14 protein-coding genes and 1 pseudogene are annotated in these 13,922 nt (G+C 44.3%); 10 read left to right on the top strand and 5 right to left on the bottom strand.

Annotated features, from left to right (window positions below; translation table 11 throughout):
* The first annotated feature begins 228 nt into the window (after positions 1–228).
* From MSG93_RS10110 to MSG93_RS10080, 7 genes and pseudogenes are all read left to right on the top strand, one after another.
* The gene (locus tag MSG93_RS10110; RefSeq protein WP_005280642.1) at positions 229–678 is read left to right on the top strand and encodes a hypothetical protein; all 450 of its coding nucleotides are present in this window, start codon (positions 229–231) and stop codon (positions 676–678) included.
* Positions 679–711: 33 nt separating this feature from the next.
* Positions 712–3,351 carry a type I DNA topoisomerase gene (gene topA / locus MSG93_RS10105; RefSeq protein ID WP_324621617.1) on the top strand — a complete coding sequence of 880 codons (2,640 nt, stop codon included), beginning with the start codon at positions 712–714 and terminating at the stop codon, positions 3,349–3,351.
* Positions 3,352–3,440: 89 nt separating this feature from the next.
* Positions 3,441–4,199: a hypothetical protein gene (locus MSG93_RS10100; RefSeq protein WP_324621616.1), complete on the top strand. Its 759-nt coding sequence runs from the start codon at positions 3,441–3,443 to the stop codon at positions 4,197–4,199.
* 171 nt (positions 4,200–4,370) lie between these two features.
* Positions 4,371–4,943 carry an HdeD family acid-resistance protein gene (locus tag MSG93_RS10095; RefSeq protein ID WP_324621615.1) on the top strand — a complete coding sequence of 191 codons (573 nt, stop codon included), beginning with the start codon at positions 4,371–4,373 and terminating at the stop codon, positions 4,941–4,943.
* Between the two features lie 117 nt (positions 4,944–5,060).
* The gene (locus MSG93_RS10090; RefSeq protein ID WP_324621613.1) at positions 5,061–7,040 is read left to right on the top strand and encodes an ATP-dependent helicase; all 1,980 of its coding nucleotides are present in this window, start codon (positions 5,061–5,063) and stop codon (positions 7,038–7,040) included.
* A 65-nt stretch (positions 7,041–7,105) separates the two neighbouring features.
* Positions 7,106–7,351 carry an RNA recognition motif domain-containing protein gene (locus tag MSG93_RS10085; RefSeq protein WP_005226657.1) on the top strand — a complete coding sequence of 82 codons (246 nt, stop codon included), beginning with the start codon at positions 7,106–7,108 and terminating at the stop codon, positions 7,349–7,351.
* Between the two features lie 6 nt (positions 7,352–7,357).
* Positions 7,358–7,714, top strand: a pseudogene (locus MSG93_RS10080) (ASCH domain-containing protein); the annotation flags it as partial.
* 18 nt (positions 7,715–7,732) lie between these two features.
* On the opposite strand, the gene MSG93_RS10075 reads toward MSG93_RS10080, so the two are convergent.
* Positions 7,733–8,077, bottom strand: a complete 345-nt coding sequence (locus tag MSG93_RS10075; RefSeq protein ID WP_324621610.1) for an EF-hand domain-containing protein — start codon at positions 8,075–8,077, stop codon at positions 7,733–7,735.
* A gap of 85 nt (positions 8,078–8,162) precedes the next feature.
* Between MSG93_RS10075 and MSG93_RS10070 the strand changes: the two genes are divergently transcribed.
* Positions 8,163–8,666 (top strand): DUF6586 family protein, encoded by a 504-nt coding sequence (locus MSG93_RS10070; protein WP_324621609.1) that lies wholly within the window; start codon positions 8,163–8,165, stop codon positions 8,664–8,666.
* Between the two features lie 112 nt (positions 8,667–8,778).
* Positions 8,779–9,057 carry a hypothetical protein gene (locus MSG93_RS10065; RefSeq protein WP_005226660.1) on the top strand — a complete coding sequence of 93 codons (279 nt, stop codon included), beginning with the start codon at positions 8,779–8,781 and terminating at the stop codon, positions 9,055–9,057.
* Positions 9,058–9,111: 54 nt separating this feature from the next.
* Here the strand turns inward: MSG93_RS10065 and MSG93_RS10060 are convergent, their stop codons facing one another.
* The 4 genes from MSG93_RS10060 to MSG93_RS10045 all read right to left on the bottom strand — a co-directional run bounded on the left by MSG93_RS10060 (position 9,112) and on the right by MSG93_RS10045 (position 13,082).
* Positions 9,112–10,827: a cation:proton antiporter gene (locus MSG93_RS10060; protein WP_005226661.1), complete on the bottom strand. Its 1,716-nt coding sequence runs from the start codon at positions 10,825–10,827 to the stop codon at positions 9,112–9,114.
* Positions 10,828–11,054: 227 nt separating this feature from the next.
* Positions 11,055–11,210, bottom strand: a complete 156-nt coding sequence (gene rpmG / locus MSG93_RS10055) for a 50S ribosomal protein L33 (protein WP_003654787.1) — start codon at positions 11,208–11,210, stop codon at positions 11,055–11,057.
* A 12-nt stretch (positions 11,211–11,222) separates the two neighbouring features.
* Positions 11,223–11,459, bottom strand: a complete 237-nt coding sequence (gene rpmB / locus MSG93_RS10050) for a 50S ribosomal protein L28 (RefSeq protein WP_004649871.1) — start codon at positions 11,457–11,459, stop codon at positions 11,223–11,225.
* A gap of 168 nt (positions 11,460–11,627) precedes the next feature.
* Positions 11,628–13,082 carry a coniferyl aldehyde dehydrogenase gene (locus MSG93_RS10045; protein ID WP_199974072.1) on the bottom strand — a complete coding sequence of 485 codons (1,455 nt, stop codon included), beginning with the start codon at positions 13,080–13,082 and terminating at the stop codon, positions 11,628–11,630.
* 121 nt (positions 13,083–13,203) lie between these two features.
* On the opposite strand from MSG93_RS10045, the gene MSG93_RS10040 reads away from it, so the two are divergent.
* Positions 13,204–13,902, top strand: a complete 699-nt coding sequence (locus tag MSG93_RS10040; RefSeq protein ID WP_004655980.1) for a TetR/AcrR family transcriptional regulator — start codon at positions 13,204–13,206, stop codon at positions 13,900–13,902.
* Positions 13,903–13,922 lie beyond the last annotated feature (20 nt).

The following is a 13,922-nucleotide window of genomic DNA, read 5'->3' as shown; positions in this document are numbered from 1 at the left end:
TTTGCCATCATAAAATACCTGTTGAATAGAGATTCAAAACTCAGAGATGTATTTATTGTGTATTTCTGGCATTCATCATATTTTAAACTTTAGAAAAATAAGGTTAGATAACTGCGATCTCTTCAAGTTTGAATGATAAATCAAAGCCTTGAAAGTCGACTGTAAGGAAAGCTTGCCTTTTGGATTCAACTTATGTAACGCTAATAAAAGGACATTTTGGGCAACTTTATGAGTAATATTGGAATTTGGATCACAGTTGCGATTGTACTGTTTGTACTTGGCTCGATTTTTGGCTTACGTGTCAGTCCCCGAGAAAAAGCATTGGGCATGATGCGCGATCAGGCACGAAAAATGGGCTTGCATCCACGTTTAATCGCCGCACCAGAATGGACGAAAATTCCAATGGCATCAGAAAAGCGTGCCAGCATGGTGGCTTATTATAGTGTCCTGATTCCAGATGCCCGCCTGCCGCTTATGCGCGCAAGAGTGGTGGATGGCAAGCTTCAGGTCGTGCAAGGTGATCAGAAATTTAATGATTTAACCATTGCATTAACAGGAGTTTATGCTATTGATATGCAGGCAAACTGTGTTGGGCTATATTGGGATGAAGAAACTGACTTAAAAGCCACACAGCTTGAACAGATAAAAACTTATTTACATGAATTGGCTCAACGCTAATTTATTGATTGAACATAGGAAAAACGATTTATTATGGCGAAAACTCCACGCTCTGCTTCAGAAAGCACAGCAGCTTCCGCGTCTGCTGCAAAGAAACGTGCCTTAGTGATTGTGGAGTCGCCTGCAAAAGCGAAAACAATTAATAAATATTTAGGCTCACAGTTTGTGGTGAAGTCATCGGTCGGTCATGTCCGTGATTTACCGACAGGCGGCGGAGCGAAGTCTACTGAAAAGAAGCCGGCAACGCGTGTCAAGCTGACTGAACAGCAAAAAGCGGAAAAAGCCCAATCTGCACTGATTAACCGTATGGGTGTTGATCCGGAACATGACTGGATTGCACATTATGAAGTGCTGCCGGGCAAAGAACATGTGGTTGCCGAACTGAAAAAACTTGCCAAAGATGCCGATGCTATCTATCTCGCAACGGATTTGGATAGAGAAGGGGAAGCGATTGCCTGGCATTTAAGAGAAGTGATTGGTGGGGATGACAGTCGTTACCATCGTGTGGTCTTCAACGAGATTACCAAAAATGCCATTCAGGAAGCGTTTAAACAGCCAACACGCCTCGATTTAAACCGTGTTAATGCACAGCAGGCACGTCGTTTCCTTGACCGTGTGGTGGGCTTTATGGTGTCGCCATTACTGTGGGAAAAGATTGCCCGTGGCTTATCGGCAGGCCGTGTACAATCGGTTGCAGTCAAACTGGTGGTCGAGCGTGAACGTGAAATCCGTGCCTTTATCCCAGAAGAATACTGGCAGGTGTTTGCAGATACCTTGTCGAAGAAAGATGACATTCGTCTGGAAGCGGTGAAACAAGCAGGTAAGACGCTTAAACTCAAGAATAAAGCCGAAACCGATGCGTTATTGAGCGTATTAAAAGATGCCGAATATAAGGTGGCATTACGCGAAGATAAACCGACCAAGGTCAATCCAAGTGCACCGTATATCACTTCAACCTTACAACAGGCTGCGAGCACACGCTTGGGTTTCTCTGTAAAGAAAACCATGATGCTGGCGCAGCGTTTGTATGAAGGTGGTTTTATTACCTATATGCGTACTGACTCAACCTTCTTGAGTGATGACGCGGTGAATATGGTTCGTAATCATATTCAGCAAAATTTTGGTGAAAAATATGTGCCGGCCAAGCCAAACCGTTATGGCAATAAAGCTGGTGCGCAAGAAGCGCATGAAGCGATTCGTCCATCCGATGTCGGATTGACAGGTGACAAACTTGCAGGCGTTGAGCGTGATGCACAGCGTTTATATGATTTGATCTGGCGTCAATTTGTCGCTTGTCAAATGACTCCGGCAGAATATTTATCTTCGACTCTGACGGTTGAAGCGGCAAATGTTGAGTTAAAGGCCAAAGGCCGTACTTTAGTCTTTGATGGTTTTACCCGTGTGCGTGGTGCCAACAAATCAGACGATGATGTATTACTGCCAGCCGTAAAAGTAGGTGAAGTGCTCAAGTTAGAAAAGCTTGATCCAAGCCAGCACTTTACCAAACCACCTGCACGTTTTACCGAAGCATCTTTAGTTAAAGAACTTGAGAAAAAAGGCATTGGCCGTCCATCGACCTATGCTGCCATTATCTCAACTATTCAAGAACGTGGTTATGTGAAACTGGAAAACCGTCGTCTCTTTGCCGAGAAGATGGGTGAGATCGTAACGGATCGTCTGGATGAAAGTTTTAATAACCTGATGAACTACGCTTTCACCGCAGATTTAGAAGGTCAGCTTGACCGTGTAGCGACAGGTGAGCGTAACTGGAAAGAGCTATTAGACACCTTCTACGGTGACTTTAAAAAGCGTTTGACCAATGCACAGGGCGAAAGCGGCATGCGCCGTAACCAGCCGGTTGAAGTGCCAGATGTACCATGTCCTGAATGTGCGCGCCCAATGCAGGTACGTACCGGAACAACAGGCGTATTTCTGGGATGTTCAGGTTATAACCTGCCACCAAAAGAGCGTTGTAAGGGTACACTGAACCTAACACCAGTTGAGTCTTTAGCTGCATTATCGGATGATGATGGTGCTGAAACAGCCGATTTGATGTCGAAACATCGTTGTCCTAAATGCGGTACTGCAATGGACAGCTATGTGGTTGATGGGGGCCGTAAACTACATGTCTGTGGTAATAACCCGGATTGTGATGGTTACGAAGTTGAAGAGGGTGAATTTAAGATCAAGGGTTATGATGGCCCAACCATTCCATGTGATAAATGTGATGGTGAAATGCAGTTGAAAACTGGCCGTTTTGGTCCGTATTTTGCCTGCTCAAGCTGTGACAATACCCGTAAGGTCTTGAAGAGTGGTCAGCCAGCACCTCCACGTGTTGATCCGATCAAAATGGAACACTTGCGCTCAACTAAGCATGATGATTTCTTTGTATTGCGTGATGGCGCGGCTGGTTTATTCCTGGCTGCAAGTAAATTCCCGAAAATTCGTGAAACACGTGCCCCGAAAGTGGCGGAATTGCGAAGTGTTGCGGAACAGCTTGATCCGAAGTATCAATTCCTGCTGCAAGCGCCAGATGTTGATCCTGAAGGCAATCCAACCGTGGTGAAATTTAGTCGTAAGAACCAGTCACAATACGTAGGTTCTGAAACGGCAGAAGGCAAACAAACCAAGTGGAGTCTGGTGTTCCAAGACGGAAAATGGGTAGAAGGCTAAATATTCAGATTTAAAAAAATGCTAGCACTTGCTAGCATTTTTTATCGCATCAAGAAAAACAAGAAATATATTTTTATTGGGGAAATGATATGTGGAAAAATATTCGGATCGCGATTTTGCTGGTCGTGTTGCTGGTGGTCGCCGTGAATGCCTATCGTGATCAGAATCAGGACTGGAATCAACCGATTTATATTTTATTGCATCCGATTAATGCTGATGGTTTAGCGACCACACAACAGTATATTCAACAATTACAGCAAGATGACTTTGCTGAGGTGAAACAGTATTTAGAGAAAAATAGCCAGCAGTATCGCGGGCAAAGCAGCTATTTCATGATTCAGATTGGGCGGGAACTGCAACAAACACCACCAAAAATGGCTGAACAGCCGAGTATCTTGAACAATATCTTGTGGAGCCTGAAATTCAGATTCTATGCATGGAAACAGCATCAGTCTGTGGATGGCTCTCCGAGTTTGACCTTATATCTGAATTTCTACGATCCGAAGCAGAGCAGGGAATTGAAGCATTCAACTGCACTGGAGCGTGGACGAATCGGCTCGGTCAATTTATTTGCTTCACCCAAACAGGCTGCACAGAACAATGTGGTGTTGGTACATGAGTTACTGCATGGCTTCGGCGCGACAGATAAATATAATTTGAATAATGGCGAACCGATTTTCCCGATTGGCTATGCCCAAGCCGATCAGCAGCCTTTATATCCACAAACTGAAGCTGAAATTATGGGAGGAAGAATTCCCTTGTCCGAACATAAAAGTAAAATGCCCAATGACCTGAATGAAACAGTCATCAGTATTTTAACGGCCAGGGAAGTGGGTTGGGTCAAGTAAATTGTGGATAAGTCTAGACTTATCCATAACTTAAAATACAAGCATTAAAAACATCATATAAAACACAAGTTTTCTGACATTCCGTCATTAATTTTCAACATGCCTTATACAGAATCTGGCATCAAATAGGCTCAATATAGCCATATAACATTGATCATAAAAGAGTAAATAATGATGAAAACAGTGGGTAACGACCTGATTCGCAATCAGCTCCATGCTGATCGTAAATGGTATCTGCTATTAGGCGTGTTATTGGTTGTTTTTGGCTTGGTTCTTTTAGCAGCGCTACCATTCGCCACCTTGTCTGCCGTACTTTTATTTGGCGTCTTGATGATGCTGGGCGGTATATTACATTTTATTGCTGCATTTACCGCCTTTAAAGGTGGCACGCGCTGGTTGTGGGCCTTATTCGGTGTGCTGTACTTGATAGCGGGTTATTTTGCTTTTACCACACCGGTGATTACTGCCGTGGTGCTCACCAGTTTTCTGGCAATTGCCCTGATTATTGCAGGGATTATTCGCACGGTGAATGCATTTATCCTGAGGCCCGTTGCTGGTTGGGGCTGGGTGCTGTTTTCAGGCATATTAACTTTACTCACCGGGATTCTGATTCTCTCATCTCCTGATTCTCCATTCTGGGTGTTAGGGATGTTCCTTGCGATTGATATTTTATTCCAAGGCATTAACTATCTGACTTTTGCAGGAGCGATTAAACAGTTACCACATAGCTCAACCACCGTTTAATTCATTTTCTAAAGTTTTTGGGCATGCCTATCGCATGCTCTTTTTGTTTTGTAGCAAGAAACATTTGCATGGCTTTAGTCTGTTAAAATATCGGTTCGTTTTTAATTGACCGATTGTATGACGCTTGCCAAGCTAATTGATGAACTAAATCCGCAACAGAAACAGGCTGCCACTACGACTGCACAAAATTGTCTGGTTCTGGCAGGAGCGGGATGTGGTAAAACCAAAACAATTGTGGCGAGATCGGCATATTTAATTGATCAGGGCTTGCCTGCACAGCAGATCCAGATTCTGACCTTTACCCGTCGGGCTGCAAGTGAAATTGTCACCCGTGTCGAGCAGCATATGGGTGTACAGGCCAAAGGTTTGCGTGCATCCACCTTCCATACCTTTTGCATGTATTTGTTACGTCGTAATCCGCGCGCTTTTGGACTGACCCAGTTCAGCATTATTGATCGTGATGATCAGTTGCTGATGTTCCGTTTACTGCGCGGCAAGGATAAGGGCAATGTATTGCCAAAAGCGGCTGAATTATGTGATCTGTATTCATATGCCCGTAATACCAAGACCAAACTCTCTGACGCCTTATTAGAGCAGTTACCGCAAGCAGTGGAGTACAAGGCACAAATTGCAGAACTGATGCAAGCCTATGAGCAACGTAAGCAAGAACGCAACTTTCTTGATTATGATGACATCTTGTCGATTGTGGCGGTGCATTTGCAAAACTCAGCTGAATTGGTGCAATGGGTTACCGGCTTCTGTTCAGCACTACTGGTCGATGAAATGCAGGACACCAATCCGTTGCAATGGGCGTTATTGCAACCCTTAGTCGGCAAGGTCAAACTGTTTTGTGTCGGTGATGATGCACAATCGATTTATGGCTTTCGTGGGGCGGATTTTGAAAATATCCATCATTTTAAGGAACGTGTCCCTGATGCCCAAGTGCTGACGCTGGAAATGAATTATCGTTCCACGCAGGGGATACTGGATTTATCCAACTGGTTGCTGGCGCAAAGTCCGATTGAGTATGGCAAGCAGCTGCAAGCCTATCGCGGTAAAGGTTTAAAGCCTCAGTTGCATATCCTCAGTAATGAGTTTGAAGAAGCCAACTGGATTATTCAGGATTTAAATCGTCGGCATATGCAGGGCGCTGCATGGACAGAGCATATGGTGCTGTTGCGTTCGGGTTTTAGTGGGCGTTATCTGGAAGGGGCCTTGATTGCCGCCAATATTCCCTACCGTTTTATTGGTGGGGTGAAATTGCTGGAATCGGCGCATGTTAAAGATGTGCTGAGTCTACTCCGTGTTAGTGTCAATCCGCAGGATGATCTGGCATGGATGCGTTTCCTGACGCTCTGGGATGGTGTCGGTGATGTCGGTGCCAGTAAGCTGGCTCAGGAACTGATCCAGCTACCTGATATTGAGGCGCGTTGCCAGCGTTTAGAGCGCCATGGCAAAGTACCGCAACAGGCCATTCTGATCCTGATGCAGCTGGATGTGTTGCAGCAACATGTCGAAGCCTGCATTGGGCTGGCGCTGGATGCCTTGAATGAACAACTGGAAAATAACTATAAAACCAAAGACTGGACCCGCCGTGTCAAAGATTTTGATCTGGTCAAGCAACTGGCGCGTAAGCACAGTTCGCTTGGAGAGTTTCTGGAGGAATATGTACTCGATCCAATTTCGGTCTCGGAAATTGATAAAACCCCAGATCAGGACTTGGTGACGTTGATTACCATCCATTCGGCTAAAGGTGCCGAGCAAAAAGTCTGTTATGTACCGCATGTCTCTCCAACGCAGTATCCGCATGCGCGGGCACAGGGCGATTTTGACGATGTGGAAGAAGAGCGTCGGGTGTTGTATGTGGCCTTAACGCGTGCCGAAAATGAACTCATTTTGACGAAACAGAATTTAAATTTGTGGGCACATGATCAATATGATGAGCTCGGTCGCAAAATAGAAAGTTATTTTCTCAATGATTTACCTCAACATTTAGTCGATATCCAGATTCACCGAGATATTCCGCGTGCTTATGGGCAAGCCAGTCGCTCGCGTTCGACTGCAATCAATTTAGGTTTTGGGATCGATTTGGATTAAACTACCCAGATTCAATTTATTTTTGATTCACCGATTTGAGGGTGAATCATGTTTTAGGTTTTAGCATGAAAATTTTAGTTCGTAATTTAGATCGTAGCGTGACCGATGCAGAAGTGCTCGACTTGTTTAAAGCCTATGGCAAAGTCGAGTCTTGTGTGGTGGTTAAAGATGCTGAAACAGGAAAATCCAAAGGCTTTGGTTTTGTTGAAATGCCGAATCCACGTGAAGCGGTCAAAGCAGTGAAAGGTTTAAATACCTTGAAAGTAAAAAATTATGGCATCCGTGTGAAAATTGCGGAAGATCAAGCTTAATTCTGTATGTTAAAGCAATATACCGCTTTATCGGTTGTTGCTCCAAATGCCGGGCGAATTGTGCAAAGTCAGAAAACCTTGGGAGTTCGCTCATGGCATCCTGAGGCATTGCCTTTAAAAGATGTAGTAATTGTCGAGAATCAAAACTTTCTGTTGCAGGATGGTGATGAAGAAGCTGGATTGGCCGTTGCCTTAGTCGATATAGTAGCCGTCCATGCTTGGCGAGTGGATGAAGTTGAAGCTGCTTGCGCATCATATTGGGCTGAAGGCTATTTCGCTTGGACGATTGCAAATGTCCGTCCATTCGAACAACCCATTCAAGTCATGGCTAAGCGAAAACTTTATCTGCTCGAGCTGGGCATCGAGTCACTTGTCTTCTCCTTATTTACCCCATGTTTGTCCCCAACCCTGACAAGGGTTGATAAAATAGCCATAGATATTGGTGATTTCTTGTTGGTCGATTAAGCCATTATGATCCTGATCGAGTGCTTTAAAAATCTTTATGCGTTTACGGTCGAGCGGGAAAAATTGTTTTTGCCAGGAAACAGGTTGATCTTTTAGTTCAATCAGTTTTGTCCATTCATTGAGATCAATCATTTGGTCGTGATTGATATCATAATCTGCATACAGTTTTTCCCAATCCAGGCCCGCTGGTTCACAGCTATAACTCATTGAAATCGCCATACAGCATATTAAGCTCAGGATGGCTTGTTGAATATGACGCATGGTCAGGCTCAAAAGATATTGATTTTATCATTAAAGCATTTAATCTAAAGCTATCCAAGAGAAAGGGTTTTTAAGGAAAAATATTATGTCCCGTGTTGCTCGTTATCATGCAGATCGTACCAATCAGAAACTGTATTTCGCCCGTCTCGCATGTCAACAAGCTGAGCAAACAGAACATATTCAACAAGTACAAGCCTATCGCGAAGCAGCAGTTTTTCATTTGCATGGAGCAATATTGGCGTTTTTGCAGGAACTGGTTCGTTATTATCGCCTGAATGATTTACAGCCGACCTTTAAGTCAATTGAAGAACATATGGCAGATAAAGGGCAGGTCTCTCCAGAGATTCAGGTATTACAACAACTGGCTAAAGACGGTTTTGTGGCTGAATTGAAACGTGCCTATCGGATGTGTCAGTATGCACCCGAGCCCTCTGCACCAGAACCTGAAAATGAAACCTCTTCTAATTTGATTATCAAGGTGACGCAAAGCCCACAGGCATGGTTGCCCGATGCCAAAATCTTACGTGAATGGCATCGTGAATTAAGTCACTTAATTGATGGTTTTCGTAATGAAATGGTGGAGTTCTAAGTCGAAACTTTAAGACGACTTGAAATCTATTCCCTCAGCACTTATATAAATAAGACGTGAGAGCGCAAAGTGCCAAATACTTTGCCACCATGTTGAAACATGGAGAAAATTTATGTCAATGCAACAGTTAAAAGAATTATTTGGTAATCAGGAAGCAATTCTTGAATTGGTTCAACTCGAAGGTGGTGAGCTTGCTTTGCGCAATGCGGGTTCTGAAAATGAGCCTTTGGTCAAAATCCAGTTTAGCGATGAGGTGAAAGCCATCCTCGGAGACCAGACGCCAGCCGTCGCGCAACACATGATTCAGGCAGCCTTGTTCGGATTGCTGGAAAAGCAGATGAATCAGTGGCAGGCTGAAGTGCTGGACGAGCAACCTAGCCATTTCAGCTAATCCTGAAAAATAAAAAAGCGTACTCAAGGTACGCTTTTCGTTTAAAGCAGTTTGTTAATGTGCTTCGGTCTGATGCGCGAGTTCAATCTGATTGAGGATATGATGGCTCATATTCTTGGCCATTTCCTCTTTGGCATAGAATACTTCACCAATATTTTCCTCACGGATAATCACCGCTTCTTCTTTGCTTTCTGCACAGATCAGGACCTGAATTTCAGGATTAAGCTGTTTGGAAATATCCACGATACGATGAATATCCAGAATATCCATCGGTGAGATCACTAACAGGCGCGCATGCTGAATGTGTGCCTGAATCAAGACATTCGGTTCGGTGGCTTCACCGCTGACCGCTGCTCTGCCTTGGGCACGTAGTTTTTCAACAATTTCCCGATTTTCTTCAGCAATCACCACTTTGATATTTTGCTGCATCAGATTTTCACTAATACGACGACCCACCCCGCCATAGCCGATAATCACCACCTGATCGCGCAGGTAAGCCTGATCTACCTCATCCGGAAGCATCGCCAGTGGGTCACCACTACGTTCCAGTAAGCGTGCCAAATGCGAGCGCTCACGAATCCAGCGCTGTACGGGTTCGATCGCAGAGAACACAAATGAGTTCAGCGTAATTGAGAATAATGCGCCTGCAAGAATCAGATTTTGTGCATCCGGTGTCAGTAAACCGAGTGATAAGCCTAGTGTTGCCAGAATGAAAGAGAATTCTCCAATCTGGGCCAGACTTGCACCTACCGTTAAAGCAGTATTAATCGGGTAGCGGAAGAACAGTACCAGAGCCATTGCAGCCAAGGTCTTACCCACCATAATGATGGCCACCACCGCTAAAATCTTTAATGGGGCTTCGACCAAGATACTTGGATCGAATAACATACCCACGGAAACGAAAAATAGAATCGAGAAGATTTCACGGAGGGGCAGGGTTTCTTCTTCGGCACGATGGCTAAAGTCCGATTCTTTAACCACCATCCCGGCAAAGAATGCGCCCAATGCCATGGATACGCCAAATACCGCATATGAACCATAAGCAATCGATACTGCAGCCGCAACCACGGTGAGAGTAAATAGTTCACGGGAACCCAGACGTGCCACAAATTGCATGATCATCGGGACAAGACGTTTACCAATAATCAGCATGAAGGCAATAAAGCCCGTCACTTTAAGCAGGGTGATCCCGATTGTGACCCAGATGCTTTGTGAAGTATCGGTACCTGGAAGGGCTTGTCCGCCCAGCAATACCGCCGTTGCAGGCAGAAGTACCAGTGCTAACACCATCACTAGGTCTTCGACCAAAAGCCAGCCGACGGCAATTTTTCCATTCACCGAATCGAGCAGGCCACGATCTCCTAGCGCCTTGAGTAAAACCACGGTACTGGCACAGGACAAGCTTAAACCGAAGATCAATGCTGAACCGAAGCTCCAGCCCCAATACATGGACACCGCAACGCCGAGTAAGGTTGCCACGGCGATTTGTAAAATCGCACCCGGTAAGGCAATGCGGCGAACCTGTAATAAATCTTTGAGGGAGAAATGCATCCCCACACCGAACATCAGGAACATGACCCCGAGTTCGGCCAGCTGATTGGCCAGCTGGATATCACCCACAACACCGGGCGTATTTGGACTAATAATAATACCGGCAACAAGATAGCCGATTAAAGGGGGGAGACGTAGACGTGCTGCGATATAGCCAAAAATGAGGGCCATACCAAAACCGACAGCAAGTAATATAATTAAATCAACATCATGTGGCATCGGAGCTCCTTAATCGTTGCGGTTAAGGTAGAAATAAATGAGCATAAAACATGCCAAGAAAACAGCGAATAAATTGTAACAACTAAAATCGAATTTGTTGATGATAATTTTTTTAATTATCAAAAAAAATTATGTAAGAGATTTATTCATTTGTTTTTTTAGTTATACCGCGTTTTTCAGGCAAAAAAAACGACTTCAAAAGAAGCCGTTTTTTTAAAGAACTAAAATTATTTAATTTTAGCTTCTTTGAAGATGACGTGTTGACGGATTTTTGGATCAAATTTTTTGATTTCCATTTTTTCCGGCATAGTACGTTTGTTCTTAGTAGTGGTATAGAAATAACCTGTACCAGCTGTAGAAACGAGGCGAATCTTATCACGCATTGTTCAGACTCCTTAGATCTTTTGACCTTGAGCACGGAGATCAGCAACAACTTTCTCGATACCCAATTTATCAATAATACGCATACCTTTAGTGGTTAAACGAAGACGTACAAAACGCTTTTCGCTTTCTAACCAAAAACGGTGGTGGTGCAGGTTCGGCTCGAACCGGCGTTTGGTTTTGTTGTTTGCGTGCGACACGTTGTTACCAACGATAGGACGCTTGCCGGTAACTTGGCAAACCTTAGACATGGTGAACTCCATTGCTAGTTTATACAGCACAATTTCGTGCAACTAGCCATTCAAGTAAACGGATGAAATCATTCAAGGGGCGTTTTATACCAAAAATACGATTAAAAGACAAGCGAATTTGGTAAAAACAAGACATGATCTGGTGTGATAGATCATGCCTTAACCAGCTTAACGAAATAGTGTTTTTAAAAGCAGTTTGTGTGTCGCTTTATTATACGGTGGCAGAATGAATTTTAAACTGTAAAGTTTAGGGCTGACCGGATTCGACATCATTGAGCGTTCATGTGAGAAGCTAAAGAAACCTTCCTTGCCATGATATTTGCCCATGCCCGATGCGCCAATGCCGCCAAATGGCAAGTCATCTTGAGCCACGTGGGTCAGGGTCTGGTTGATTCCGAAGTGTCCTGAATGCGTGCGACCTGCGACATAATCGGCACGGGCACTATCTGTATCAAAATAATAGAAAGCCAGTGGGCGAGGGCGACTATTAATAAACTGTAGGGCTTCGTCAATATGCTCGTATTCCAGAATAGGAAGAATTGGACCAAAGATCTCGTTCTTCATAATCTCCATTTCTGTGGTCACACCGGTTAATAGGGTCGGTGCAATTTTACGAACCTCGGTCAGAGACTCATTCTTGGCATTGAGCTCAACAATATTGGCGCCTTGTTCACGGGCATCTTCCAGATAACCTTGCAGGCGGTTGTACTGCTTGTCATTGATAATAGAAGTATAGTCGTTATTATCACGCAAGCTTGGATACATGGTGGTGACAAAATCATTGTAATGCTTGGTGAACTCAGCCGTTTTGCCCTTAGGCAGGAACATATAATCAGGGGCAACACAGGTTTGGCCAGCATTCCAGAGTTTACCGACCGCAATCCGCTGTGCCACATCACGAATGTTCATGGCGGAATGCACCAGCGCAGGGGATTTGCCACCTAATTCTAAAATCACAGGTACCAGATTCTCCGCCGCCGCAGCCATGACAGTTTTCCCTACAGCGGTTGAACCGGTGAAAATCATTTTGTCAAAAGCCAGATGACTGAAAGCATCTGAAATAACCCCGCCACCATTTACCACAGCCACCAGTTCCTGCGGAAATGCTTCTGAAAGGGCATTTTCCAGTACATAACCAAAGTGTGAGGATGCACTCGAGATTTTGATCATGGCATGGTTACCCGCTGCCAAGGCGCAGATCAGTGGACCCAGTGAAAGGAGCAGAGGATAGTTCCATGGTGCAATAATGCCGATGACACCTAAAGGTTGATATTCTACCCAGCCTTTCGCTGGTTGGTGTAACATGCTGATATGGCGTTTGGACGGTTTCATCCATTCGGTTAGGTTCTTGCTGTAATATTTGATATGTTCCAGACAAGTCAGAACTTCGCCAATCTTGGTTTCCATCACGGCACGGTTGCCGTAATCCTGATTAATTGCGTTAGCAAATTGATCTTGATATTTTACCAAGATATTTTTAAGTCGGGCTAAGCGATCAAGACGTTCTTTGGCGCTTGGCACAGGATGGCGTTGGTAAGCTGCTTTTTGCTGCTCAAGCAAATCATGTAGCCGTTGTACATCAACATGAGGTGTCATAGCGGTTGTTTTTGTTTGACTGTTCATAGGAGTGGACCAAAAGAAAGCTTATTATTTTTTAATTTTTAGAGTAAATACTCTAAAGTGTCAAGTCGCTTTATAGGTTTGTTTTATAACCTATTGATAATGTTATAGATGGTTAAAATCAATGTCGCACGCTAAACCGAACAAAACAAAAGATCGAATTTTGCAAATCAGTTTGCAGTTGTTTAATGAGCGTGGAGAGCGTTCGGTCACCACCAATCACATTGCGGCTGAACTGGGGATTAGCCCCGGTAACCTGTATTATCATTTCCGTAACAAACAGGAAATTATCAAGGAACTGGCGCAGCAGTATCAGGCTGAAACCTTGGAAATGCTGGCTTTGCCGACTGATCGCCCATTGAATGCCAATGACAAGATCAGCTACTTTCAGGTGCTGAGTAATCAGTTGTGGGCCTATCGTTTTATTCACCGCGATGTGTATCATCTGGTGGAAAATAATGAAGACTTTAGAAAAATCTATCCGCGTTTTGCGGGGCAGGTGATGCAGCAGGGCCAAAAAATCTATCGTGCTTTCGTGGATGCCGGCCTGATGAAGATGACCGATTCGGAAATCGAAGCCTTGATTATTAACCTGTGGATTGTGCTGACCAACTGGACTAACTTCTTATATATGTCTGGTCATATCAGTGATAACAATCGCCTTGAAGAAAAATGGGTATGGCAGGCTTTGCGTCAGATGGTGTTTCTGGAAGGTCCGTATTTGATGGGGGAAAGCCGCCAGACTTATGAACAATTATTGAAATCATTGGGTCCATCCGACCTATTTGCCAGCTTATCTAATCTTAAAAATGACGACGAGTGAGCCTTAGCTATTTAGTCAGG

Origin of the sequence: Acinetobacter sp. IK40, assembly GCF_035615075.1 — a bacterium.
In the GTDB taxonomy this organism is placed as follows: Bacteria; Pseudomonadota; Gammaproteobacteria; order Pseudomonadales; family Moraxellaceae; genus Acinetobacter; species Acinetobacter courvalinii.
This window is presented reverse-complemented; position numbering and strand designations above follow the sequence as displayed.